This is a genomic window from Bradyrhizobium sp. BR2003 (genome assembly GCF_009720285.1).
GTDB classification, from domain to species: Bacteria; Pseudomonadota; Alphaproteobacteria; order Rhizobiales; family Xanthobacteraceae; genus Bradyrhizobium; species Bradyrhizobium elkanii.
In genome coordinates this window covers 117,094-140,589 of the sequence record NZ_SMYJ01000045.1, presented here as the reverse complement: position 1 = coordinate 140,589, position 23,496 = coordinate 117,094, and the positions used below count along the sequence as shown (strand labels likewise).

Here is a 23,496-nt window from a genome sequence, read left to right as displayed (position 1 = left end):
CCATCCCGCACTATGGTGAGTCCGCCGGGGCACCTTGTCGCCGCGGCGTGGCGCGTCGGGTGGAGTTGGCGTTGCGTACAGAGTTGAATGATCGGCGCATGCGGCGCCGCGTGATGCTTGCCGCCGCAGCCTTTGCGGGTTCCATCCTGGTAGTGCCCGCGCCTGTGTCGGCCGAAGGGCTGTTCGACTTCTTCTTCGGCGGTTCCCAGAAGCAGCAGGGCCGGCAGGCGCCGCCGCAAGCCAATTTCTTCGCCGACCCGTTCGGCCTCAACCAGCAGGCGGAACGGCAGCCGTCCGCCCCCATCTCGGCGCCGCGCGTGGCCGGTTCCGGACCGGCATATTGCGTACGCAGCTGCGACGGCAAATATTTTCCGCTGACGATGCGCGGCAACGCCACGCCGGCGCAGCTTTGCCAGGCCTTCTGCCCGGCGAGCGCGACCAAGGTCTATTACGGCAGCCATATCGACAGCTCCGCCTCGGCCACGGGTGAGCGCTACGCCGACAGCGAGAACGCTTTCGCCTATCGCAAGGCGCTGCGCGCCGACTGCACCTGCAACGGCCGCGACCCGGCGGGGCTCGCGCCGGTCGACCTCGCGCTCGATGCCTCGCTGCGTGCCGGCGACGTGATCGCGACCACCGACGGCCTCGTCGCCTACACCGGCATCCGTGTCGGCAACGAGCAGTCGTTCGACTTCACGCCGGTCGCCTCCTATCCCGGATTGACCTCGGCAGTCCGCGCGCGGCTCGGCGAGATGAAGGTCGCCCCCGTCAGCGCCGAGATCGCGGGCGATGCGCCGCTGCCGGAAACCAGAAGCGATGTCGCGCCGTCGGCGCCGTCGTCTGTTGCGCCGAAGGGCAACGCCGCGAAGCCCGCCAAGCGGGCCGAGGCGAACTGACGGCTTCGAGTTGAGCGCCTATCAGCGCGCCACGATCACGCCGATCACGTTCGGCGCGGCCATGTATTTCTCCTCGATCGCGGCCCGCGCGGCCGCGCGGTTCTCCGGATTGAGGATGCCGCGCTTCTCGGCGAGGATCATCCAGCAATAGCCCCACCAGTCCGTCAGCATGCCGTGATCGTCGACGAGATCATAACCCTGCTCGCCGGCGAAGATCCGCGCATGCGCTTCATCGAGCGAATCGAGCCAGGCGTGGTCCTCGTCCGAGAACAGCTCGTCGCTGAAATCGTCCGTGGTGTAGCCCCAGATCGACATGCAGACCGCGTTGAACTCGCGATCGAGCTGGTCGTCATCGATCGGCTGGCGCCGCGAGGCTTGGTGCAGCCGCGACAGCGACCGCGCGAAATCGGCAATCCGGGTCAGAGCGAATTGATCAAAGGCGATGGTGGACATGTAGTCCTCGCGGAGACTGGGAGACCATAGATATTGTGTCGGCGCAGGCGCCGAATCACAATGATATATCAAAGACTTGCTAAAGTGTTCTTAATTCGTTCTGATCACATTAATGAACGTCGCCCCGGCGAAGGCCGGGGCCCATAACCACCGCGATCGGACATCTCACGTGATCGGTGCCCTGAAATGAATGCCGCAGTCTATTACGTCTAGATTCTCGCGAGCCGCCGCCATGGGACGCTCTATGTCGGCGTCACCAACGGTATTGGCAATCGGCTTGCGCTTCATCGCCCTGGACGCGGCTCACAGTTCGTCAAGAAGTACGGCGTCACACGACTGGTTTACGTGGAGGTCTACGCTTCACCACAGGAGGCGATCGCACGGGAAAAAGCGCTGAAGGAATGGCGCCGCGACTGGAAGATTCGCCTGATCGAGCAAGACAATCCGGAGTGGGGCGACCTGTCCCATCTTCTCTAACGGCTGTGGTTATGGGCCCCGGCCTTCGCCGGGGCGACGAATTGCGGTGACTACCTATACCCCATGATAAAGCGTTCGCCGTGCATGCCTGCCCGCAAAGCAATTCGGGCCGCTGAGCAGGTCAGCGGCCCGTTGAAAATGGCTTCGGAATGAAATGCGTCGGAGCTGAAAAATGTGCCCGCCCCACGAGCGACAGCTGCGTTTGTAAAGGCTCCGTTAAGCCCTGAAAATCCGTATCACCACGGTGTTCCGATTGGGCGCGAAGGCGCGTTGCGCGGCCGCTCAATTCGCTGCCGAGAGCAGTTTGTCGCCGCAGGCATTTGCGTAGAACTTGCCGCCGCATTGCCGCTTGATGGCGGCGCAGCGCGCGGCCGGTGATGCGTTCTGAGTAACACTGAAGCCGCAGCTCAAGCCGTCGGCGCTGCGACCCGGTTTGCCGCCCGCCTCGGCTGCGCTGGTCGCCGTGATGCACACCACCAGCAACGCCGCGGCCGCGATCTCGATCAAGAGTCTCATCACGCATCCTCCGGTCGATTGTCGCGAAATCCCGGCTTTTACAGGCCATCGTAGCACCCATGACGGCTGGTCCGGAAGTTCCCGAAGCGGCCCGGTCCTTGCATAAAATCACGGCAGCGCTGTGTATGGCATCGTCCCTGACGGTTTCGATTGCCATGCAACGCGGGTATCATTGCGCTGGAGCATGATCGGAAGGCTGCGGAACCGGAATTTCCCGGGGGAACCATGCTCCACCAATGAGATGGGGTCATGACGCGCATCATCGCATCATGTTCCGGTTTGAACGGCAGGGATTGGGCGCGTTGCAGGAACAGGCAAACTACCCGGCATTGAACCAGCCGATCGATGAGCTGGCGCTGACCGAGATCAAGAGCGCGATCCTCGCCAAGCTCCGGCTTGCGATCGGCAAGGACGCCACCGTTGCGACCAGACGCGACTGGTACAAGGCCGCGGCGCTGACGCTGCGGGACCGCATCGTGCACCACTGGCTGACGGCCGAGAAGCAAAGCTACGACGCCGGCGCCAAGCGCGTCTACTATCTCTCGCTCGAGTTCCTGATCGGCCGCCTGTTCACCGACGCGCTCAACAATATGGGATTGCTGCCGCTGTTCGAGGCGGCGCTCGGCGACCTCGGCGTCGATCTCTCGGACCTGCGCAAATGCGAGCCGGATGCGGCGCTCGGCAATGGCGGCCTCGGACGGCTTGCGGCCTGCTTCATGGAGAGCATGGCGACGCTGGCGATCCCCGCAACCGGCTACGGCATCCGCTACGATTTCGGCCTGTTCCGCCAGATCATGAACCATGGCTGGCAGCAGGAATATCCCGACGAGTGGCTCGCCTTCGGCAATCCCTGGGAATTCCAGCGGCCGGAGGTGGTCTACAACGTTCACTTCGGCGGCCATGTCGAGCATGTCGACGACCGCGGCCGCGACCGCGCCACCTGGCACCCGGCGGAAACCGTCGAGGCCATGGCCTACGACACGCCGATCGTCGGCTGGCGCGGCCAGCACGTCAACGCGCTGCGGCTGTGGTCGGCGCATGCGCCCGATCCGCTCCAGCTCGACGTCTTCAACACCGGCGACTACGTCTCGGCCAGCGCCGAGCAGGCGCGCGCGGAAGCGATCTGCAAATTCCTGTATCCGAACGACGAGAGCGCGGCGGGGCGCGAGCTGCGGCTGCGCCAGGAATATTTCTTCGTCTCGGCCTCGTTGCAGGATCTCGTGAAGCGGCATCTCGCCTCCGACGGCGGCCTGCGCAACCTCGCACAGAAGGCGGCGGTGCAGCTCAACGACACCCATCCGAGCCTTGCGGTCACCGAGCTGATGCGCATCCTGGTCGACCTGCACAATTTCCGCTGGGACGAGGCCTGGAAGATCACGGTCGCGACGCTGTCCTACACCAACCACACGCTGCTGCCGGAGGCGCTCGAGACCTGGCCGGTCGAATTGTTCGAGCGGCTGCTGCCGCGGCATCTCGAGATCATCTACCGCATCAATGTGGCCCATCTCGCGCTCGCTGAGGAACGCTTCCCCGGCGACATCGAATACCGCGCCTCGGTCTCGCTGATCGACGAGCGCAGCGGCCGCCGGGTGCGGATGGGCCAACTCGCCTTCGTCGGCTCGCACCGCATCAACGGCGTCTCCGCGATGCATTCCGACCTGATGAAGGAGACCGTGTTCCACGACCTGCACCATCTCTATCCGTCGCGCATCACCAACAAGACCAACGGCATCACCTTCCGCCGCTGGCTGATGCTGGCCAACCCGCGGCTGACCGCGCTGCTGCGCGAGACCTGCGGCGAGGCCGTGCTCGACGACTTCTCGCTGCTCGAGCGGCTCGAGACCCATTCGAGCGATCTGGAATTCCAGAAGCGCTTCCGCGACGTCAAGCATCACAACAAGCTGGCGCTGGCGCGGCTGATCCGCGAGCGCAACCACATCCAGGTCGACCCGTCGGCGCTGTTCGACGTGCAGATCAAGCGCATCCACGAATACAAGCGGCAGCTGCTCAACATCCTGGAGACGATCGCGCTGTACCACGCGATGAAGGACGAGCCGCAGCGCGACTGGGTGCCGCGCGTGAAAATCTTCGCCGGCAAGGCCGCCGCAAGCTACCGCTACGCCAAGCTGATCATCAAGCTGATCAACGACGTCGCCGAGGTCGTCAATAACGACCCATCGCTCGGCGGCAGGCTGAAGGTCGCCTTCCTCGCCGACTACAATGTCAGCCTCGCCGAGGTGATCATTCCGGCCGCCGATCTCTCCGAGCAGATCTCGACCGCCGGCATGGAGGCCTCCGGCACCGGCAACATGAAGCTCGCGCTGAACGGCGCACTGACGATCGGCACGCTCGACGGTGCCAATATCGAGATCCGCGACAATGTCGGCGAGGAGAACATCGCGATCTTCGGCCTCGAGGCCGGCGACGTCATGGTCCGCCGCAAGCAGGGGCTCGACGCCAGCGACGTGATCCGCAAATCGCAGCGGCTCGAGCGCGCGATCCGCGCCATCGAGAGCGGCGAGTTCTCGCCCGGCGATGCCGCCCGCTTCGCCTCGATCGGGCACGCGCTGCGCTACCTCGATCACTACATGGTCTCGGCCGATTTCGATTCCTATTACGACGCGCAGCGCGGCATCGACGCCCGCTGGCGCGTGCCTTCCGCCTGGACCCGCGCCTCGATCCTCAACGTCGCGCGCATGGCGTGGTTCTCCTCCGACCGCACCATCCGCGAATATGCCGAGGACATCTGGCACGTGCCGGTGCATCCGGGCGCCTCGCCGCAACTCGGCAACCAGCGCGAGGCGAAGGCATAATCCCGGGACGCGGAAATCGATTACGCCCGACGTCATTGAATTCCGCGCCGTTGCTCGCGATATTGCATGACGGACGTCATTGCTCCTGACGCCAGTCGATACTGAAAGATCTGCATGCTCACCAAGACCCCGCACCTTTTCGATGAAGCCACCGCCGTGACCGCCGGCGACAGCCGCTGGCAGGGACGGACCAGTCCGGACTACTGGGCGTTCGTCGGCCCGTTCGGCGGCTGCACGGCCGCGACGATCCTGCGCGCACTGATGCAGCACCCGCAGCGCGCGGGCGATCCGCTGGCGCTGACGGTCAACTACTGTGCGCCGGTCGCCGAGGGCGCGTTCGATCTCGATGTCCGCCTGGTCAAGGCCAACCGCTCGAGCCAGCACTGGTCGGTCGAGATGACGCAGGGCGGCGGCGAGGTCGCGACGCTGGCGACGGCCGTGTTCGCCGAGCGCCGCCCGTCCTGGTCGCACCAGCCGGCCGGGTTTCCCGGCGCCGTGTCTTTCGAACAGCTGCGGTCCTTTCCGAAGCTCAAGATGACCTGGGCCAACCAGTACGATTTCCGCTTCGCCGAGGGCGAGCCGAAGTTCGCCGGCGGCGGCGCCGCGCAGCAGCTATCGAGCCCCTACTCAAAACTCTGGATCGCCGACCGTGTGCCGCGCAAGCTCGATGCGCTGTCGCTGATGTCGATGTCGGACGCGTTCTTCGGCCGCGTCTTCCACGCAAGGCACGAGCTGGTGCCGTTCGGCACCGTGTCGCTGACGACCTATTTCCACGCCGACGCGGCCGACCTGGATGCGGAGGATACCACCCGCGTGCTCGCCACAGCCGACGCCAAGACCTTCCACAAGAGCTACGGCGACCAACACGGCGAATTGTGGTCGCCCTCCGGCCGGCTGCTCGCGACCACGACGCAGATCGCTTATTTCAAGGCGTAGGCGTTTCGAGCGGATCGGCCACCGGCTCGCGTGGAGCCGTAGACAAATATCCACATTGGTCTGTGACGACCGCATTGCCTATTTCAAGGGTTGAGGGAACATTGGCACGTCGCTTCTGTTCCACACCTTTGGGAGCACTGCTGCATGTCCGAAGCCGGCACTTCAAAGCCCTCGCGCATCGCCCTGCTCGGCGTTCCCATCGAGATCGGCGCGTCGCAGGCCGGCCCGCTGATGGGGCCGGACGCGCTGCGCACCGCGGGCATCGCGCGCCTGCTCGAGCAGCTCGACTTCCAGGTCGACGACCACGGCAACCTTGCGATCCCCCAGGTGATCGCCGACGGCCCGGTGCCGGCCAACACCAGGTTCTATGACGAGGTGAAGACCTGGACCCGCGCGCTCTCCGAGCGCGCCTATTGGCTGGCGCATTCCGGCGCGATCCCGATCTTCATGGGCGGCGATCACTCATTGTCGATGGGGTCGATCAACGGCGTCGCGCGCTACTGGCAGGAAAAGGGCCGGCCGCTGTTTGCGCTGTGGGTCGACGCGCATGCCGACTACAACACGCCGGCCACCACCATCACCGGCAACATGCACGGCATGTCGGCCGCGTTCCTGTGCGGCGAGCCTGGTCTCGACGATTTGCTCGGCGGGCTGCCGCGCGCCTCGATCCCACCCGATCAGCTCGACCTGATCGGCACCCGCTCGGTCGATCCGCTGGAGCGCAAGCTGCTGCGGCAGCGCAATGTGTCGATCGCGGACATGCGCCAGATCGACGAGTTCGGCGTCGCGGTGCTCACGCGCCGCGTCATCGAACGCGTCAGGGCGAAGAACGGCGTGCTGCACGTCTCGTTCGATGTCGACTTCCTCGATCCGGCGGTGGCGCCCGGCGTCGGCACCACGGTGCCGGGCGGCGCGACCTATCGGGAAGCCCATCTCATCATGGAGCTGCTGCACGATTCCGGGCTGGTGCGCTCGCTCGACATCGTCGAGCTCAACCCCTTCCTCGACGAGCGCGGCCGCACCGCGCGCGTCGCGGTCGAATTGATCGGCAGCCTGTTCGGCCTGCAGATCACCGACCGGCAGACGCCGAGCAACGCGGTGCTGCCGGAGATGGGGGAGTAGCGAAGCAACACACTCGATGTCGTCCCGGCGAAGGCCGGGACCCATAACCACCGATGGTCATTGTTGCGCGACGTCGGAACGACGAGTCCCATTCACAACACCCGCTGCGGAGTATGGGTCTCCCGGCCTTCGCCGGGACGACGGTGGAGTATGTGGCGCCGTTCGCTGCTCAGCTTGACGGATGGACAAGGTGCACGCTTCGCTGATGACGTCGAAAAACAAAAAGGCGGCCACGAGGGCCGCCTTTTCAAATCGCGAAGATCGGCGCGAGCGAATTACTCCGCCGCCAGCTTCACTTCCGGCGCGGCGGCGCGGACTTCGGCGTCGACCTGCGCTTCGAACTTGGCGAAGTTCTTCTGGAACATGCCGACCAGCGCACGCGCGGTCTTGTCGAACTCGACCTTGTCGGCCCAGGTCTTGATCGGATCGAGGATGTGCGGCTCGACGCCCGGCAGCGAGGTCGGCACCGCGAAGCCGAAATACCTGTCGGTGCGGAAGTCGGCGTTGCGGAGCGAGCCGTTCAGCGCGGCGGTGAGCAGCGCGCGGGTCACCTTGATCGGCATGCGACGGCCGGTGCCGTACTTGCCGCCGGTCCAGCCGGTGTTGACCAGCCAGCAATCGACATTGTGCTTGGCGATCAGTTCGCGCAGCATGTTGCCGTAAACCGACGGATCGCGCGGCAGGAACGGCGAACCGAAGCAGGTGGAGAATTCCGGCTGCGGCTCGTTGCCGAGGCCGCGCTCGGTGCCGGCGACCTTCGCGGTGTAGCCGGACAGGAAGTGATACATCGCCTGCGCCGGCGTCAGCTTGGCGATCGGCGGCATCACGCCGAAGGCGTCGGCGGCGAGCATCACGACGTTCTTCGGATGCGGCGCGCAGCCGGTGCGCGAGGCGTTCGGGATGAAATCGAGCGGATAGGCCGAGCGGGTGTTCTCGGTCTTCGAGCCGTCGTCGAAATCGGGTACGCGATCGTTGGCGCCGAGCACGACGTTTTCCAGCACCGCGCCAAAGCGCTTGCTGGCGGCGTAGATTTCCGGCTCGGCTTCGCCCGACAGCTTGATGCATTTGGCGTAGCAGCCGCCTTCGAAATTGAAGACGCCGTCCTCGCTCCAGCCATGCTCGTCATCGCCGATCAGCGTGCGCTTGGGATCGGCCGAGAGCGTGGTCTTGCCGGTGCCGGACAGGCCGAAGAAGATCGCGGTGTCGCCGTCGGAGCCGACATTGGCCGAGCAGTGCATCGGCATCACGCCCTTCTCGGGCAAATAGAAGTTCAGCGTGGTGAACACGCTCTTCTTCATCTCGCCGGCATATTGCGAGCCGCCGATCAGGACGATCTTGCGGGCGAAATCGATCGCGACGACGTTCTCCGACTTGCAGCCGTGACGCTTCGGATCGGCGCGGAAGCTCGGCAGGTCGATGATCGTGAGTTCGGGCACGAAGCTCGCGAGCTCCGACGCCTCGGGGCGGATCAGCAGCGTGCGGATGAACAGCGAGTGCCAGGCAAGCTCGGTGAAGACGCGGGTCTTGATGCGATGCTTCGGATCGGCGCCGCCGTAAAGATCCTGCGCGAACAGCGTCATGCCTTCGGCATGCTTCAGGAAGTCGGCATGGAGCGCGGCGAACTGCTCCGAGGTGATCGACTGGTTGCCGGCCCACCACATGCTCTTGTCGGTCAGGCCGTCGCGGACCGTGAACTTGTCCTTCGGACTGCGGCCGGTGAAGACACCGGTGTCCGCGCAAAGCGCGCCATCGGCCGACAGCACCGCCTCGCCATTACGCAGCGAATGCTCGTAAAGCTGAGGTGCGCCATAATTCCAATGCACGCCCTTGAGATTTTTTAAGCCGAATTTGTCGGCGCCGAAGGCACCGTTATGCACGCCCGTCTCTTGCACGAAGAACCTCCTCGAACCCGCGTATCCTTGTTCGCGCGAATATCGCTAGTCGCGCTCCGCCGCGGTGACCGTGATCAGAATATAGCCTCTCGGCCTCGGTCCGGCGACCTAATAGTGGGGATCGCCGGGCTTGCCAAGCCAATCGAACGGCTTTTGGCTGATTCCAAGGCAGGCCCATCATCTGGCGCAAATACCGCAGCGCGAAACCCTTTCGCCTCGTTTTCGTTTTCTCGTTGTTTTCCCGGCAGTCGGGCGACGTTTCGTCGCCTTTCCCGCCGCGCACGAAGCTTTGCGATGCACAAAAAGTGCCAGCCGGCGGGCAACGCCGTCGCCGATCGAGGCGAACGGCGCGGAGAATGCCGGGCATGCATTCGCGCTGAGGATGTATCGTTGAGATGAGCCGCCGCGCATTGACGCAGCGCTGCAGAGCCGAGCATGACCACTATCGTGTTGCACGCGGCACCGCCTGATCGGCATTGAGCTGCAGGTGTGAGCTGCTGAACGAGCAGTTTCGATTGCGCTCAACAACGCCTTCGTCGAAGCCCGATGGTATCAATGCTCAACTGAGGCGAATGTTCCGCAACGCATGGGATTTCGACGGCGAGACGATCGCTGATCCTGGCGATCGGTGATAACGCAATCAGCGCGGTCGCGCGTGCGCGGCGTCGCGGTGGTGATCGCGGTCCGGCTGATTTTCCGATGCAGCAGCGCCAAGCATTCTTGCGTGCACACCGACATGCCGGCGCGAAATGATCGCGCTGTCAAATCCGCGCAGACTGGAAACGACGCGCGGTTGAAGGACGCCTCGCCCCGGCGACCGCGCAAGCGCACCGCCGCAGCCATGCGACACCATGCCTCGGCGCGGCTGCAGCGCCGCCGTGCGGACGGGTCTTTCTTCTGTCCCTTGCTATCCCTTGGCGCGGGCCTCGCTGGCGAGCCGCACCAGCATCTTGCGCAGCCCGGTGCCGGTGGTGACGCGCTCGGGGAAATCCAGCCGCAACGTGTCGCGGCCGGCCTGCAGGTCCATGCCGTCCGGATCGCAGCCGGTGCATAGCCAGTCGGCACTTTCCGCGCCGAGCAGCCGCGTCGCGTAAAGATTCATGGCCTCGCGGTGATCCTCGTTCATATGCGCCACCGCGCCGGGCTCGGCTTCGAGCAGTTCCTCGGCGCCCCCGAGATCGGTCAGGAATTGCGCGGGTTTGAGGTCGACGATGCGGCCGAACCCGGCGACCAGATGGGCGCCGCTTGGCTTGATCCGGAAGAACGAAAAATCCTTAAATTCCACAAAGGCTTCCGCTGACGGATGGGCACCGATATAGCGCCTTCGGACAAGCTCCCGCCCGGCCTCCGTGACCTCCTCCGCCTGACCGGCCAGCATGATCCGGGCGCCCTCCAGCGGATCGCCCTCGGCGCGCTCGTCCAGCATCAGCGACACCCGGCTGTCGGCCAGGATGTTCTTGGTATGCAGCGCCAGCCGGGAAATCAGCAGGATCGGCGAGCCGTCGGGATGGCTGGCCAGATTGACCAGCGAGCAATAGGGATCGCCGGTGCCGGCCATCAACGTGGCGAGGGCGCCCTGGCGGCTGCGGCGGAGCAGCGAGCGGGCAAGGTGGGCAGGATCGAAGTCGGCGGTCGGTCGCATGGGCCTATCGGGTCAGTTTATGGGCGAATCGGGCGGGTTCCCTATGAAAAAAGGGCCTTTTCTCATGGTCTAAGGGTGCTATATGGGGACCCATCGCGTGGGTCGCAGAAGCGGATTTTTGCGGAACTCGGTCACACTTCAGCCCAGCTTGCATTGCTCGTTGACCGCGTTCGAAGCCCAATTCTACGGCGCGTCGCCAGAGTGCCCGCCGTCTAAGCCACTCTCAATTGTGAAAGCAGCACATGCCCACAATCGCCCTGGTCGACGACGACCGCAACATTCTCACTTCGGTTTCGATCGCGCTCGAAGCCGAAGGCTATCGCATCATGACCTACACGGACGGTGCGTCGGCGCTGGATGGGTTTCGCACGTCGCCGCCCGACCTTGCGATCCTCGATATCAAGATGCCACGCATGGACGGCATGGAAACGCTGCGCCGGCTGCGCCAGAAGTCCGACCTGCCGGTGATCTTCCTCACCTCGAAGGACGAGGAGATCGACGAATTGTTCGGCCTGAAAATGGGCGCCGACGATTTCATCCGCAAGCCGTTCTCGCAGCGCCTGCTGGTCGAACGGGTCAAGGCCGTGCTCCGCCGCGGCCAGCCGAAGGATCCGACCGCCGCGCCGAAGGAGCCGGACGCCCGCGCCCTGGACCGCGGCCTGCTGCGGATGGATCCGGAGCGCCACACCTGCACCTGGAAGAACGAGCCGGTGACGCTCACCGTCACCGAATTCCTGATCCTGCAGGCGCTCGCCACCCGCCCCGGCGTCGTGAAGAGCCGCAACGCGCTGATGGACGCGGCCTATGACGACCAGGTCTATGTCGACGACCGCACCATCGACAGCCACATCAAGCGGCTGCGCAAGAAGTTCAAGGTGGTCGACGACGACTTCGAGATGATCGAGACGCTGTACGGCGTCGGCTATCGCTTCAAGGAAGCCTGATCTGCGCTTCCCGGGCGGCTTGTTAACTGACAGGCTCCGCACGGCTGGGGTAAGCTCGGGCGAACGATTGCTTCGCGGGACGACATCCATACCAACCGGCAGCTTTGCCAGTGCTTGATCGAACGCAGCTCGAGCAAGGCCTGAATACCGAGGACGCGTCGCAGCTCCTCGATCAGGACGCCGTTGCCGAAGATTTGGCGCAGGACAAGGGCTGGCGCCGTCCGCTCGGCTGGCTGCGCCGCGCCGGTCAGTTCTTTTTCGCGCTGTCGTTCTCGAGTCTGACGCGCCGCATCGTCTCGCTCAACCTTGCCGGCCTCGTCGCGCTGGTCGCGAGCATCCTCTATCTCTCGCAGTTCCGCGCCGGCCTGATCGAGGCGCGCACGCAGAGCCTCTTGGTCTATGCCGAGATCATCTCGGAGGCGATCGCGGCGTCGGCGACCGTCGAAGGCAATACCGTCACCATCGATCCCGATCGCCTGCTCGACCTCAAGCCCGGCGAGAGTTATGGCCAGCCGGACGAATCGGCGGATTTCCCGATCAATCCGGAGCGGGTCGCGCCGGTCCTGCGGCGCCTGATCGCACCGACCAAGACGCGGGCCCGCATCTTCGACCGCGATGGCGGCCTGATCCTCGACAGCCGCAATCTGTTCGCGCGCGGCGACGTGCTTCGCATGGAGCTGCCGCCGCCGTCGGATAAGCCGTCGCTCTATGAGAAGACCAAGGCCACGATCAAGACCTGGCTCAACCGCGGCGACCTGCCGATCTACCGCGAGCTCGGTCCCGAAGGCGGCAGGGGCTATTCCGAAGTCGCGCAATCGCTCGAAGGCATGAAGGGCAGCGCCGTGCGCGTCACCGAACGCGGCGCGATCATCGTGTCGGTCGCTGTCCCGGTGCAGCATTTCCGCGCCGTGCGCGGTGCATTGATGCTGACGACGCAAGGCGACGACATCGACCAGCTGGTGATGTCCGAGCGCCTCGCCATCCTCAAGATCGGCGGCGTCGCCTCCGCCGTCATGATCATGCTGTCGCTGCTGTTGGCAAGCACGATCGCGGGCCCGGTGCGGCGGCTCGCCGATGGCGCCGAGCGCGTCCGCCACCGCATCCAGACCCGCGTCGAGATTCCCGACTTCACGGGACGCCGCGACGAGATCGGCCATCTCTCCGGCGCGCTGCGCGACATGACCAACGCGCTCTACAGCCGCATCGAGGCGATCGAGATGTTCGCCGCCGACGTCGCCCATGAGCTGAAGAACCCGCTGACTTCGCTGCGCTCCGCGGTCGAGACGCTTCCTTTGGCGCGCAACGAGAACAGCCGCGCGCGGCTGCTCGCCGTGATCGAGCATGATGTCAGGCGGCTCGACCGCCTGATCTCCGACATCTCCGACGCCAGCCGGCTCGATGCCGAATTGCAGCGCCAGGACATGGCGCCGGTCGATCTGCGGCGGCTGCTGACGACGCTGACCGGCGTCGCCAACGAGACAAGGCTCGGCCACGACGTCGTCGTCGAAGCCCGCTTCGAGGGCCGCGGACCGACCGATACGCTCTCGGTGCCCGGCCATGATTCACGGCTCGGCCAGGTAATCTCGAACCTGCTGTCGAACGCGCAATCATTCTCCAAGCCGGGCGACAAGGTGCGCATCGTCTGCCGCCGCAGCCGCGGCGAGGTCGAGATCGTGGTCGATGATGACGGGCCCGGCATCGGCGAGGACGCACTGGAGCGGATCTTCGAGCGCTTCTACACCGACCGGCCGCACCAGGGTTTTGGCCAGAACTCCGGCCTCGGGCTTTCGATCTCCAAGCAGATCATCGAAGCGCATGGCGGACGCATCTGGGCCGAGAACCGCCTCGGCCCTGCGGACGCAGACGGCAAGCCCACCATCGCCGGCGCGCGTTTCGTGGTCAGGCTGCCGACGCTATGAGCAACAATTCGAGCGTGCACGCATCCGCCGTTCTGGTCGGCGAGCGTGCGGTGCTGATCCGCGGCCCGTCGGGCTCCGGCAAGTCGCGTCTCGCCTTCGACCTGATTCTCGCCGGGCGCACCGGAGCGCTTCCGCCGGCCATTTTGGTGGGGGATGACCGTGTCCATCTCGACACAGCCGACGAACAATTGTGGGTTCGTCCGGTCCAGCAATTGGCTGGTCTGATCGAGATCCGAGGCCTCGGAATCCGCCATTGTCCGTTCGCAAGTGAGGCCGTGGTGGGGCTGATCGTCGACCTCGCCGCTGACGACGCCGAGCGGCTGCCGCCGCCGGAGGCGCTCACGATTCGCCTTAATGGTGCTTCAATACCGCGAATTCCCGTCGGCATCGGCTTTCAACCCCTGCCGCTGGTTGTCGCTGCGCTGACGACAACCTGAAAGTTCATGTTCCCGTAATCTTGCGGCCAATTGTGGGAAGGGAATTGGTAACCATATCACATCCACTATCGCGTCGGATTTTGCCGGCGCAGCCTCCCCTCTCTACCGCCAGGAACCGGGAGACTAGCCAAGATGCCCTCTTGCGCAGGGCCTCTGGATGGTCAAAGTGGCGCGTTCGTGCGGTGCACCAAAGGGCGCCCGCGAGGAGTTTCCGATGATTGGTCTAGTGCTGGTGACCCATGGGCGCCTTGCCGACGAGTTCAGAGCGGCGCTCGAACACGTCATGGGTCCGCAGAAACAAATTGAAGCGATTACGATCGGGGCCGAGGACGATTCCGATCTCTGTCGAAGCGACATCATCGAGGCGGTGAACCGCGTCGATAGCGGCGACGGCGTTGCGATCCTCACCGACATGTTTGGCGGCACGCCGTCCAACCTTGCGATCTCCTGCATGAGCCGCCCGAAGGTGGAAGTGCTCGCAGGCATCAACCTTCCCATGCTGGTCAAGCTTGCCAAGGTTCGCGAGGAGCGTTCGCTGCCCGACGCGATCGCGATGGCCCAGGAAGCCGGCCGCAAATACGTCACCATCGCCAGCCGCGTTCTCGCAGGCAAATGAGCGACGAGGCCCCGGGCGAAAACCAGGTCGGCCCGGGCGTGCCAGCGGGCGCCATCTCCCGTGAGCTTCTGATCGTCAACAAGCGCGGCCTGCATGCGCGGGCATCGGCCAAGTTCGTCCAGCTGGTCGAGCGCTTCAACGCCGAGATCTGGGTCACCCGCGGCACCGAGACCGTCGGCGGCACCTCGATCATGGGCCTGATGATGCTCGCCGCCGGGCCCGGCACCACGGTCGTGGTCTCAGCCAAGGGCGAGGAAGCGCAGCAGGCGCTCGACGCCATCGCCGAACTCGTCGCCAGCAAGTTCAACGAGGAAGGCACGTAAGGCGCGCTCGTCCGCCACTACGCCAGGCTATCACCGTCACCCTGAGGAGCGCGCATCGCGCGCGTCTCGAAGGTCAACGGCCCGACTGTGGCCGATTCATCCTTCGAGGCTCGCACCTCAGGATGACGGCGCTGATGTCCGGCAATGACTACTTAGCCGGCGGCACCAGATAGACCTTCCACACCGTCGACGGACCGGGATGGCCATTGAAGAAGCGCATGGTGGTCATCACTAGCGGCTCGGCATCCTTGGCGTGCTCCGCCATCCACGCCTCGCAGGGCTTCAGGAACACCGGATCGGTGGTGTCGCAGACGCCGATGAAGCCGAGACGCTTGGCCTCGTCGAGCGACGTCAGCCCCGACGACCAGGCTTCGCCCGGCACCAGCGACGCCGGATGGTCCGGACTGTAGAACGTCATCGGCTCGCCGATATCGGACCGCGCGACGACCACGGCCCAGCGCGAATGGAATCTATCCTGCCAGGTCTGGGTCAGCTCGCGCGCGAGCTCGGAGCGCGCGGCGTAGGTCGAACCGCCGACATGGTTGGACGCGATCTCCTGCGTCGCGATGCTGGGCGCGGCGATCAACGTGACGATCGTGGCCACGAACCAGATCGCTGATATCGAGAACAGTGCCATGCGCGGGAAACGAAGCGAGGGGATCGCGACCAGCGCAAGCGGCACCAGGAAGAACAGCGGGATGCCCCAATCGGTCTTGATATAGACGGTGAACGCCAGCGCGCCGAGCGACGGGCCGATCGCAACGATCAGCTGGATGATCCAGACGTTCAGTGCCTGCGGAAGATTGACGGCCGGATTGGGTCCGCGCGACCAGATCCGCGCCAGCACGTCCGACGGCCGCCACGGCACCGAGCCCAGCAGCAGCGCCACGAGGCCCAGCACGACGGGAATCGCGAGCAGCCCGAGATTGTGCATGACATAGCCGACCACGAGCTGGACGTTGAGTGCGCGGCTCGACAGCGCGTAGACGTCGCCGGCATAGGTGAACGGCACGAAGTCCACCTCCTCCAGCCACACCAGATGCGGAATCATCGCCACCGCCATCGTGCCGATCGCAACCCATGGCGCCGGCGAGCGCAGGAATTGCGTCCGTTGCGGATGGATCAGAGCGGCCAGCCCGACGGCGCCGATCATCGTCACCACCCAGTATTTGGTCATCAGCGCCAGCATGCCGGCAAAGCCGAGCCAGAGACCCGATTTGAAGCTGCGCTTCTCGAACGCGTTCAGATAGGCCAGCACCAGCAGCGGCAGCGGCACCAGCTGCGCGAGATCGGCGTTGTATTTGAAGCCCTTGAAATTGAAGATCGGGTAGAGCGCGAGCATCACCACCATGAAGAAGGCGCGGCGGCGATCGACGACGCGCAGCGCGATCAGCCAGCACACCACCAGCGCGAAGCTGACCGTCGTCATCGCAAGCGCATAGGTCGACCAGTTGGTGACGGGAAAAATCCTGAACCAGACCCCGGCGATCCAGCCCGACAGCGGCGGGTGCTTGCCATAGCCGAGCAGGAAGCGCTGGCCCCAGGCATAGGCTTCCGCAACATCCATATGGATGTCCTGTGCGGCCTTGAGCTTGACCAGGATCAGCGTCCACAGCACCGCATGAACCAGTGCGAAGCCGATCACGAACCACAGGCTCGTCCTGGGATCGGTGGCGCGCGAGGCGACCCAGGCGGCGATCCGCCGGATCGTCAGCTTGCGGTTGGTGCGCCGGGCGGTGGGGAGCGTGGAGGCGGTCGACATGGCCTGTGCCTGAGGCATGCCCCGGAAAAGTGGGAAGCGGTTTCCCGGAAGGATCATGCCCGAATGGAAGCGGAAGCACGACGAGTGCTCATCTGCATTTCAGCGCGCTTTAGCGCGTTTTTGTGACCAGTGAAATCAGCTTGGCGTGAGAACACCTCCAGCCAGCGGCTTCACTTTCAGGGAAGTCCGGGCCGGGACTCGAAATGCATGGTATCTCAGTGACACCACTTGCCGCCCCAGATGAATCCGTGGCGCTCGAGGATGTCGACGATCTCGCGCGGCATCCGGTTCTTCCAGGGGATGGTCTTGCCCTTGCCGGCCCACAGCCAGTGATCCGAAACCCTTAGGTTGAGGTCGATGGCGGCGGCGTGGCCGTGCCTCCTCATCCGTCCGGTGTCGGCAACGCGAAAGACGATTTTCGGGCCGCCGCACCCGGCAGGAACAGGCCAGAAAATCGATCACGGCGACCCTGCTGGAAACGCCGCCGTGATTCGCCGTCACACCCCTGCAAAATACCGCAATTTGGTTGCCCGCGCGGGGGTGCGGATGCTATCCCGCGCCCATGACAACTGCCCCGATTTCGAACATCCGCAACTTCTCCATCGTCGCCCATATCGACCATGGCAAATCGACCCTTGCCGACCGCCTGATCCAGATGACGGGCGGCCTGTCGGATCGCGAAATGGCGGGCAAGGAGCAGGTGCTCGATTCGATGGATATCGAGCGCGAGCGCGGCATCACCATCAAGGCGCAGACCGTCCGGCTGAACTACCGCGCCAAGGACGGCAAGGACTACATCTTCAACCTGATGGACACGCCCGGCCATGTCGACTTCGCCTACGAGGTCTCGCGGTCGCTGGCGGCCTGCGAGGGTTCCCTGCTCGTGGTCGACGCCAGCCAAGGCGTCGAGGCGCAGACGCTCGCCAATGTCTATCAGGCGCTCGACAACAATCACGAGATCGTGCCGGTCCTGAACAAGGTCGACCTGCCGGCCGCCGAGCCCGAGAAGGTCAAGCAGCAGATCGAGGACGTGATCGGCATCGATGCGTCCGACGCCGTGATGATCTCGGCCAAGACCGGCGTCGGCGTGCCCGACGTGCTGGAAGCGATCGTCACCCGCCTGCCGCCGCCGAAGGGCGACCGCGACGCGACCCTGAAGGCGCTGCTGGTCGACAGCTGGTACGACGTCTATCTCGGCGTGGTCGTCCTGATCCGCGTCGTCGACGGCGTGATGAAGAAAGGCCAGCGCATCCGCATGATGGGCACCGGCGCCGCCTACGACATCGAACGCGTCGGCTTCTTCACGCCGAAGATGGAGCAGGTCGAGGAGCTCGGCCCCGGCGAGATCGGCTTCATCACCGCGGCGATCAAGGAAGTCGCCGACACCCGCGTCGGCGACACCATCACCGATGACAAGAAACCGATCAGCGAGATGCTGCCGGGCTTCAAGCCGGCGATTCCGGTCGTGTTCTGCGGCCTGTTCCCGGTCGACGCCAACGACTTCGAAACGCTCCGCGCGGCGATGGGCAAGCTGCGGCTGAACGACGCCAGCTTCTCCTACGAGATGGAAACTTCCGCCGCGCTCGGCTTCGGCTTCCGCTGCGGCTTCCTCGGCCTGTTGCATCTGGAAATCATCCAGGAGCGGCTGTCGCGCGAATTCGACCTCAATCTGATCGCGACCGCGCCGAGCGTCATCTACAAGATGAAGCTGACCGACGGCACCGAGCTCGAGATCCACAACCCGGTCGACATGCCCGACGTGGTCAAGATCGCCGAGATCGAAGAGCCGTGGATCGAGGCGACGATCCTCACCCCCGACGAATATCTCGGCAGCGTCTTGAAGCTGTGCCAGGACCGTCGCGGCTCGCAGAAGGAGCTCACTTATGTCGGCTCCCGCGCGATGGTGAAATACGACCTGCCGCTCAACGAGGTGGTGTTCGATTTCTACGATCGCCTGAAGTCGGTCTCCAAGGGCTACGCCTCGTTCGACTATCATCTGACCGACTACAAGCCGGCCGACCTGGTGAAGATGCAGATCCTGGTCAACGCCGAGCCGGTCGACGCGCTGTCGATGCTGGTGCATCGCACCCGCGCCGAAGGCCGCGGCCGCGCCATGGTCGAGAAGATGAAGGAGCTGATCCCGCCGCACATGTTCCAGATTCCGATCCAGGCGGCGATCGGCGGCAAGGTGATCGCGCGCGAGACCGTGCGCGCGCTGCGCAAGGACGTCACCGCGAAGTGCTACGGCGGCGACATCACGCGCAAACGCAAGCTTCTGGAGAAGCAGAAGGAAGGCAAGAAGAAGATGCGGCAGTTCGGCAAGGTCGACATCCCGCAGGAAGCCTTCATCGCCGCGCTCAAGGTGGACAGCTGAGGCGACGCCGCCGGCGCGACTGTTGCGCAATCTTGTCCCAGCAACAAAACGCACCATGATTTGAATCGCCACTGCATCGCGCTCCGACTAGACTGCGATCATGTTGCGCATCCTGTCCCTCCTGATCGTCATCCTCGCACTGCTGCAGCCGGACCTGAGCTCGGCCGCCTCCTCGAAGAAGCGGCATGGCAGCACGCGCTGGCACGGCTATGGCTTCCTGCCTGGCTACCGGCAGCCGCCCAACGAGACCATTCCGGTGTTCGGCCCGGGCGGCGCCGCCCGCGGCTACCCGGACTATTCGCCGCAATATTGGTACGGCGGGGATTGGTACTATTTCGGCCGCCCCGGATTCTATCGCGGCCGCTACAATGGCGGCAGTTTCGGACCGTGCTGGACCTGGACGCCGATCGGGCGGGCCTGGCAGTGCGGGTAGAGCATGATCCGGAAAAGTGTGACGCGATTTTCCGAAAAGATCATGCTCAAACAAGAAGCTAAAGCGCGATGATTCAACCCGATTCTCATCGCGCTTTAGCCGCGCCTCGCTGCGACATCCTGCGCACGCAACTCACAATCCGCTGATCCCGGAATGAGAGGCATGTTGCCCGTCATGTTGCCCCTGGACCTCGGATAGGCCACCATCTTCCCCGCGCGCACCACAACAAACAACAGCGCCGGGGAAATGCATGAGCAAGGCCGCTCGGTTCGATTATGGCTGGGTCGTCGTCGGCGCGGGCGCGCTGATGACTTGCGTCGGCTTCGGCACCATGCTGTCGCTCGCGGTGTTCCTGCAGCCGATCTCGGATGCGATGGGCTGGTCGCGCGCCGGCATCTCGGCGGCGGCGACGCTGGATTTCCTCTGCATGGGTATTGCGGCGTTCGCCTGGGGCGCGCTGTCCGACCGCTTCGGTACCCGCGTCGTGGTGCTGGCCGGCAGCCTGCTGCTCGGGCTTGGCCTCGTGACGGCAAGCCAGGCGCAGAGCCTGTGGCAATTCCAGCTCTGCTTCGGCGTGCTGATCGGAATCGCGGCCGGCAGCTTCTATGCGCCGATGATGGCGCTCGCCAGCGCCTGGATCGACAAGCATCGCAGCCTCGCCGTCGCGCTGGTGTCGGCCGGCATGGGCGTGTCGCCGCTGACCGTCGCGCCGTCGGCAAGCTGGCTGATCACGGCCTATGACTGGCGCTTCGCGATGCTCGTCATCGGCATCGCCGCATGGGCGCTGCTGATCCCCGCGTCGTTCCTGGTGCGTCCGGCGCCGCAGGGAACGGACGTCGCAATCCCGACCGCCGCGAACGCGCCGCAAATCGAATGGACCGCGGCACAGGCGCTGCGCACGCTGCAATTCATCACGCTGGCGCTGGCGCATTTCGCCTGCTGCGCGGCGCATTCGGGGCCGATCTTCCACATGGTGTCCTACGCCATGGTGTGCGGCATCGCGCCGCTGACCGCGGTCACGGTCTACAGCCTCGCCGGCTTCTCCGGGCTCGGCGGCCGGCTGCTGCTCGGCGTGCTCGCCGACCGGCTCGGCGCCAAGCCGGTGCTGGTCGGCGGCCTCCTGGTGCAGGCGCTGTCGATCGCGACCTATCTCGCGGTGGCGCAACTCGGCGAGTTCTACGCGCTGTCTGTCGTGTTCGGCCTCGCCTATGGCGGGGTGATGCCGCTCTACGCCGTGCTGGTGCGCGAGTTCTTCGGCGCGCGGATCATGGGCACGGTGTTCGGCGCGGTGTCGGCCTTCGCGAGCCTCGGCATGGCGCTCGGGCCATGGGCCGGCGGTTACGTGTTCGACACGTTCCACGGCTATACGTGGCTGCACGCCGGTTCCTTCGCGATCGGTCTCGCCGCGGTTGCGGTGGCGCTGAGTTTTTCCACCAAGCGCCAGCCGTCGCTCGATCTCGGCCGCGCTGCTGCCTGAGCGCGGCAGCGTTCGTCGTTCGCGCGCGCCGGCGGCGGATGGCTGATCTGCATCGGCGCCGTCCCGCCTTGCCCTCCTCTGCCGGATGCGTCACCATCACGCACCCGCCCAACAAGAATGACAGAAGGCGCCGAGGACACGCATGAACAAGCCGCAGGGAGTAGACCTTGTCGAGCGGGCGCGCGCGCTGGCGCCGCTGATCACAAGCGAAGCCGACGAGATCGAGCGGACACGACGGCTGACGCCATCCGTCACCGCGGCGCTGGTCGAGAACGGACTGTATCGCGCGCTGCTGCCGAAGCGCTTCGGCGGCGCCGAGGCGACGCTGGACGCCTTCATGCAGATGCAGGAGGAGATCGCCAAGGCCGACGCCTCGACCGCCTGGTGCCTCGGCCAGTGCAGCGTCTGCGCCATGACCGCGGCCTATCTCGAGCCCGATGCCGCCAACGAGATCTTCAACACCGCGCCCGGCATTCTGGCTTGGGGCGCGATCGCCCATGAGGTGCGCGCCGAGCCCGGCGGCTACCGCGCCAGCGCACGCTGGGATTTCGCCTCGGGCTCGCGACAGGCGAGCTGGCTCGGCGCCCATGTCCGCGTCGTCGAGGCCGACGGTTCACCGCGCAAGAGGGCGGACGGTTCGCCGGAGATCCGCACCATCCTGTTTCCGATGTCGTCAGCTACCATGTACGACGTCTGGGACGTAATCGGCCTGAAGGGCACCGGCACCGATTCCTACTCGGTCGACAATCTCTTCATCCCCGAAAAATTCGCCGCGCTGCGCGACGATCCCGCCGCGTGCCGCGAGGGCGGCCCGCTCTACAAGCTCTCCACCAACATGGTGTTCAGCATGGGCTTTGCCGCCACCTCGCTCGGCGTCGCGCGCGCCATGCTGGATGCGGCGACCGAGCTTGCCCGCGGCAAGACCCCGCAAGGCCTCAAGGCGATGCGCGACAACAATGCCGTGCAAGGCCAGATCGGCCGCACCGAGGCGAGCGTGCGCGCCGCGCGCGCCTATCTGTACGCGACGGCCAACGAGGTCTGGCGGGATCTCGCCAACGGCGATCCCATCACCGAGGCGCATCGCGTCGCGATCCGCATCGCCTCGACCTGGACCATCCACCAGTCGGCAGCGGTGGTCGACACCGCCTATCACATGTCGGGCGCAACGGCGGTGTTCGCGAAAAATCCATTCGAGCGGCGGTTTCGCGACATGCACGCAATCGCGCAGCAGATCCAGGCCCGCGACACCCAATATGAGGACGCCGGCAAGGCGATTTTGGCGGGCGATCTCTCCGCACCACCGACAGCGCGATGAAGTCGGATTGAACCAGGGCGCGTGCTCATAAATCCGCGATGTCGGCTCTACCCCTAAAACCGGCTATCGCCGGGTGACCACGGCATGTCGGTTTTGGCACAGGAGCGGACGTCCCGCACACTTCCCAATCGCTGGAAAGTCCGGTCATATGGCGTCCTGTGACACTTGGCGTTCTGGGACGATGGCGCCCGCTTGCAGAGGGGAGAATGCGCGTGAAGGACCTCGCTGGAAAAACCGCGTTCGTGACCGGTGCCGCATCAGGCATCGGACTGGGGATCGCGACCGCTTTTGCCCAGGCGGGGGCGAAAGTCATGCTTTGCGATATTGAGGAGGCGGCATTGTCCGCGGCACTCGAGCAACTGAGACTCACCAACGTCGATGCCGACGGCGTGAAAGCGGACGTCTCACTCAAAGCCGAACTCGAGGCCGCCGCAGAAGCCACGACTGCCCGCTACGGCAAGGTGCACATCCTCGTCAACAATGCGGGCGTCGGCGGCGGTGGGCCCTATGGCACCTGGACCGACGCGTCGTGGAATTGGACCCTGGGCGTCAACCTGATGGCGACCATTTGGGGGATCGAGATTTTCGGGCCGTTGATAGAGCAGCATGGCGAGGGTGGACACATCGTCTCCACAGCCTCGCTCGCTGGGCTTATTTCCGGGGGGAGCACTGCATACAACGTTTCAAAGTATGGCGTGGTCGCGCTGTCCGAGGGACTGCGACCCGAACTCGCGCCCCGCGGGATTGGCGTATCGGTGCTGTGTCCGGGGTTCATCCGCACTCAAATCGTAAACTCAGGACGCAACCTCCCCAAGCGCTTCGAGGGGGCGGTTCGTGCCATGCCGACTTCGGGCCCGCTTGCCGAGCGGATCAATCTGATCCGGGAACGCGTCTCTCAGGGCATCGATCCCTTCTATGTCGGTGAACTCGTCCGCGAAGGCGTCGAAAACGACTGGCCGTATATCTTCACCGACCTCGAATTTGAGCCGTTGGTCGAAGCGCGCTTCGCGGCAATCAAGCAAGGCTTCGACCACATCCGCGGGCGCAACCCGAAACGTTGAGCACTCGGACTTCCGCCGGCCTGATCGTCGTTGTTCGGCCATGGCGCTGAGACGATGTTGCCGGTCGTCGCGCCATATCCGGGATGGA

22 protein-coding genes are annotated in these 23,496 nt (G+C 64.9%); 16 read left to right on the top strand and 6 right to left on the bottom strand.

What is annotated here, in order from left to right:
* The first annotated feature begins 98 nt into the window (after positions 1-98).
* Complete coding sequence (locus tag E2I15_RS35000; RefSeq protein WP_137481232.1) at positions 99-896, top strand: DUF2865 domain-containing protein; 798 nt, start codon at positions 99-101, stop codon at positions 894-896.
* 21 nt (positions 897-917) lie between these two features.
* Here E2I15_RS35000 and E2I15_RS34995 read toward each other — a convergent pair whose 3' ends face one another.
* The gene (locus E2I15_RS34995) at positions 918-1,349 is read right to left on the bottom strand and encodes a hypothetical protein (RefSeq protein ID WP_016843277.1); all 432 of its coding nucleotides are present in this window, start codon (positions 1,347-1,349) and stop codon (positions 918-920) included.
* Positions 1,350-1,562: 213 nt separating this feature from the next.
* Here E2I15_RS34995 and E2I15_RS34990 point away from each other — a divergent pair, with 213 nt between their 5' ends.
* Entirely contained in the window at positions 1,563-1,826 is a 264-nt protein-coding gene (locus E2I15_RS34990) for a GIY-YIG nuclease family protein (protein WP_246668230.1), read from the top strand.
* Between the two features lie 282 nt (positions 1,827-2,108).
* On the opposite strand, the gene E2I15_RS34985 is transcribed toward E2I15_RS34990, so the two are convergent.
* Positions 2,109-2,342 carry a hypothetical protein gene (locus E2I15_RS34985; RefSeq protein ID WP_137481234.1) on the bottom strand — a complete coding sequence of 78 codons (234 nt, stop codon included), beginning with the start codon at positions 2,340-2,342 and terminating at the stop codon, positions 2,109-2,111.
* Between the two features lie 269 nt (positions 2,343-2,611).
* Between E2I15_RS34985 and E2I15_RS34980 the strand changes: the two genes are divergently transcribed.
* The 3 genes from E2I15_RS34980 to rocF all read left to right on the top strand — a co-directional run bounded on the left by E2I15_RS34980 (position 2,612) and on the right by rocF (position 7,213).
* Entirely contained in the window at positions 2,612-5,155 is a 2,544-nt protein-coding gene (locus E2I15_RS34980; RefSeq protein ID WP_422109867.1) for a glycogen/starch/alpha-glucan phosphorylase, read from the top strand.
* A 114-nt stretch (positions 5,156-5,269) separates the two neighbouring features.
* Positions 5,270-6,091: an acyl-CoA thioesterase gene (locus E2I15_RS34975; RefSeq protein ID WP_137481236.1), complete on the top strand. Its 822-nt coding sequence runs from the start codon at positions 5,270-5,272 to the stop codon at positions 6,089-6,091.
* 144 nt (positions 6,092-6,235) lie between these two features.
* Entirely contained in the window at positions 6,236-7,213 is a 978-nt protein-coding gene (gene rocF / locus E2I15_RS34970; protein ID WP_137481238.1) for an arginase, read from the top strand.
* 275 nt (positions 7,214-7,488) lie between these two features.
* On the opposite strand, the gene E2I15_RS34965 is transcribed toward rocF, so the two are convergent.
* Entirely contained in the window at positions 7,489-9,105 is a 1,617-nt protein-coding gene (locus E2I15_RS34965; RefSeq protein WP_137481240.1) for a phosphoenolpyruvate carboxykinase, read from the bottom strand.
* Positions 9,106-9,235: 130 nt separating this feature from the next.
* Between E2I15_RS34965 and E2I15_RS34960 the strand changes: the two genes are divergently transcribed.
* Positions 9,236-9,499, top strand: a complete 264-nt coding sequence (locus E2I15_RS34960; protein WP_137481242.1) for a hypothetical protein — start codon at positions 9,236-9,238, stop codon at positions 9,497-9,499.
* A gap of 513 nt (positions 9,500-10,012) precedes the next feature.
* Here the strand turns inward: E2I15_RS34960 and E2I15_RS34955 are convergent.
* Positions 10,013-10,747, bottom strand: a complete 735-nt coding sequence (locus E2I15_RS34955) for a HugZ family pyridoxamine 5'-phosphate oxidase (protein WP_137481244.1) — start codon at positions 10,745-10,747, stop codon at positions 10,013-10,015.
* A 242-nt stretch (positions 10,748-10,989) separates the two neighbouring features.
* On the opposite strand from E2I15_RS34955, the gene E2I15_RS34950 reads away from it, so the two are divergent.
* The 5 genes from E2I15_RS34950 to E2I15_RS34930 all read left to right on the top strand — a co-directional run bounded on the left by E2I15_RS34950 (position 10,990) and on the right by E2I15_RS34930 (position 14,986).
* Positions 10,990-11,691 carry a response regulator transcription factor gene (locus E2I15_RS34950; protein WP_016843287.1) on the top strand — a complete coding sequence of 234 codons (702 nt, stop codon included), beginning with the start codon at positions 10,990-10,992 and terminating at the stop codon, positions 11,689-11,691.
* A 110-nt stretch (positions 11,692-11,801) separates the two neighbouring features.
* A complete protein-coding gene (locus E2I15_RS34945) occupies positions 11,802-13,610 on the top strand; it encodes a sensor histidine kinase (protein WP_137481246.1) in 1,809 nt (602 codons plus the stop codon).
* A complete protein-coding gene (locus E2I15_RS34940; RefSeq protein ID WP_137481248.1) occupies positions 13,607-14,047 on the top strand; it encodes an HPr kinase/phosphorylase in 441 nt (146 codons plus the stop codon). Before E2I15_RS34945 ends, E2I15_RS34940 begins: the two co-directional genes overlap by 4 nt.
* A 214-nt stretch (positions 14,048-14,261) precedes the next feature.
* Positions 14,262-14,663: a PTS sugar transporter subunit IIA gene (locus E2I15_RS34935; protein WP_021076632.1), complete on the top strand. Its 402-nt coding sequence runs from the start codon at positions 14,262-14,264 to the stop codon at positions 14,661-14,663.
* The gene (locus tag E2I15_RS34930; RefSeq protein ID WP_137481250.1) at positions 14,660-14,986 is read left to right on the top strand and encodes an HPr family phosphocarrier protein; all 327 of its coding nucleotides are present in this window, start codon (positions 14,660-14,662) and stop codon (positions 14,984-14,986) included. Before E2I15_RS34935 ends, E2I15_RS34930 begins: the two co-directional genes overlap by 4 nt.
* 148 nt (positions 14,987-15,134) lie before the next feature.
* Here the strand turns inward: E2I15_RS34930 and E2I15_RS34925 are convergent, their stop codons facing one another.
* Together E2I15_RS34925 and E2I15_RS39420 are read right to left on the bottom strand one after the other, a co-directional pair.
* A complete protein-coding gene (locus E2I15_RS34925) occupies positions 15,135-16,748 on the bottom strand; it encodes a glycosyltransferase family 39 protein (RefSeq protein ID WP_137481252.1) in 1,614 nt (537 codons plus the stop codon).
* Positions 16,749-16,963: 215 nt separating this feature from the next.
* On the bottom strand, positions 16,964-17,134 hold the full coding sequence (locus E2I15_RS39420; RefSeq protein WP_338134481.1) for a M15 family metallopeptidase: 171 nt from the start codon (positions 17,132-17,134) through the stop codon (positions 16,964-16,966).
* 176 nt (positions 17,135-17,310) lie between these two features.
* Between E2I15_RS39420 and lepA the strand changes: the two genes are divergently transcribed.
* From lepA to E2I15_RS34895, 5 genes are all read left to right on the top strand, one after another.
* Positions 17,311-19,122 (top strand): translation elongation factor 4, encoded by a 1,812-nt coding sequence (lepA, locus tag E2I15_RS34915; protein ID WP_028335871.1) that lies wholly within the window; start codon positions 17,311-17,313, stop codon positions 19,120-19,122.
* Positions 19,123-19,222: 100 nt separating this feature from the next.
* Positions 19,223-19,555, top strand: a complete 333-nt coding sequence (locus tag E2I15_RS34910) for a hypothetical protein (protein WP_137481254.1) — start codon at positions 19,223-19,225, stop codon at positions 19,553-19,555.
* Positions 19,556-19,805: 250 nt separating this feature from the next.
* A complete protein-coding gene (locus tag E2I15_RS34905) occupies positions 19,806-21,032 on the top strand; it encodes an MFS transporter (RefSeq protein WP_137481256.1) in 1,227 nt (408 codons plus the stop codon).
* Between the two features lie 142 nt (positions 21,033-21,174).
* Entirely contained in the window at positions 21,175-22,347 is a 1,173-nt protein-coding gene (locus E2I15_RS34900; protein WP_137481258.1) for an acyl-CoA dehydrogenase family protein, read from the top strand.
* Positions 22,348-22,553: 206 nt separating this feature from the next.
* Positions 22,554-23,408 (top strand): SDR family NAD(P)-dependent oxidoreductase, encoded by an 855-nt coding sequence (locus tag E2I15_RS34895; RefSeq protein ID WP_155262738.1) that lies wholly within the window; start codon positions 22,554-22,556, stop codon positions 23,406-23,408.
* The last annotated feature ends 88 nt before the right edge of the window (positions 23,409-23,496 follow it).

What these genes read in the sequence shown, in the direction of transcription:
- E2I15_RS34955 (WP_137481244.1), bottom strand. Translation starts at nt 10,747, where the DNA reads ATGCGACCGACCGCCGACTTCGATCCTGCCCACCTTGCCCGCTCGCTG.
- E2I15_RS34895 (WP_155262738.1), top strand. Translation starts at nt 22,554, where the DNA reads ATGCGCGTGAAGGACCTCGCTGGAAAAACCGCGTTCGTGACCGGTGCC.
- E2I15_RS34980 (WP_422109867.1), top strand. Translation starts at nt 2,612, where the DNA reads ATGTTCCGGTTTGAACGGCAGGGATTGGGCGCGTTGCAGGAACAGGCA.
- E2I15_RS34935 (WP_021076632.1), top strand. Translation starts at nt 14,262, where the DNA reads ATGATTGGTCTAGTGCTGGTGACCCATGGGCGCCTTGCCGACGAGTTC.
- E2I15_RS34940 (WP_137481248.1), top strand. Translation starts at nt 13,607, where the DNA reads ATGAGCAACAATTCGAGCGTGCACGCATCCGCCGTTCTGGTCGGCGAG.
- E2I15_RS34910 (WP_137481254.1), top strand. Translation starts at nt 19,223, where the DNA reads ATGTTGCGCATCCTGTCCCTCCTGATCGTCATCCTCGCACTGCTGCAG.
- rocF (WP_137481238.1), top strand. Translation starts at nt 6,236, where the DNA reads ATGTCCGAAGCCGGCACTTCAAAGCCCTCGCGCATCGCCCTGCTCGGC.
- E2I15_RS34950 (WP_016843287.1), top strand. Translation starts at nt 10,990, where the DNA reads ATGCCCACAATCGCCCTGGTCGACGACGACCGCAACATTCTCACTTCG.
- E2I15_RS34900 (WP_137481258.1), top strand. Translation starts at nt 21,175, where the DNA reads ATGAACAAGCCGCAGGGAGTAGACCTTGTCGAGCGGGCGCGCGCGCTG.
- E2I15_RS34995 (WP_016843277.1), bottom strand. Translation starts at nt 1,349, where the DNA reads ATGTCCACCATCGCCTTTGATCAATTCGCTCTGACCCGGATTGCCGAT.
- E2I15_RS35000 (WP_137481232.1), top strand. Translation starts at nt 99, where the DNA reads ATGCGGCGCCGCGTGATGCTTGCCGCCGCAGCCTTTGCGGGTTCCATC.
- lepA (WP_028335871.1), top strand. Translation starts at nt 17,311, where the DNA reads ATGACAACTGCCCCGATTTCGAACATCCGCAACTTCTCCATCGTCGCC.
- E2I15_RS34925 (WP_137481252.1), bottom strand. Translation starts at nt 16,748, where the DNA reads ATGTCGACCGCCTCCACGCTCCCCACCGCCCGGCGCACCAACCGCAAG.
- E2I15_RS34975 (WP_137481236.1), top strand. Translation starts at nt 5,270, where the DNA reads ATGCTCACCAAGACCCCGCACCTTTTCGATGAAGCCACCGCCGTGACC.
- E2I15_RS34930 (WP_137481250.1), top strand. Translation starts at nt 14,660, where the DNA reads ATGAGCGACGAGGCCCCGGGCGAAAACCAGGTCGGCCCGGGCGTGCCA.
- E2I15_RS34905 (WP_137481256.1), top strand. Translation starts at nt 19,806, where the DNA reads ATGAGCAAGGCCGCTCGGTTCGATTATGGCTGGGTCGTCGTCGGCGCG.
- E2I15_RS39420 (WP_338134481.1), bottom strand. Translation starts at nt 17,134, where the DNA reads ATGAGGAGGCACGGCCACGCCGCCGCCATCGACCTCAACCTAAGGGTT.
- E2I15_RS34985 (WP_137481234.1), bottom strand. Translation starts at nt 2,342, where the DNA reads ATGAGACTCTTGATCGAGATCGCGGCCGCGGCGTTGCTGGTGGTGTGC.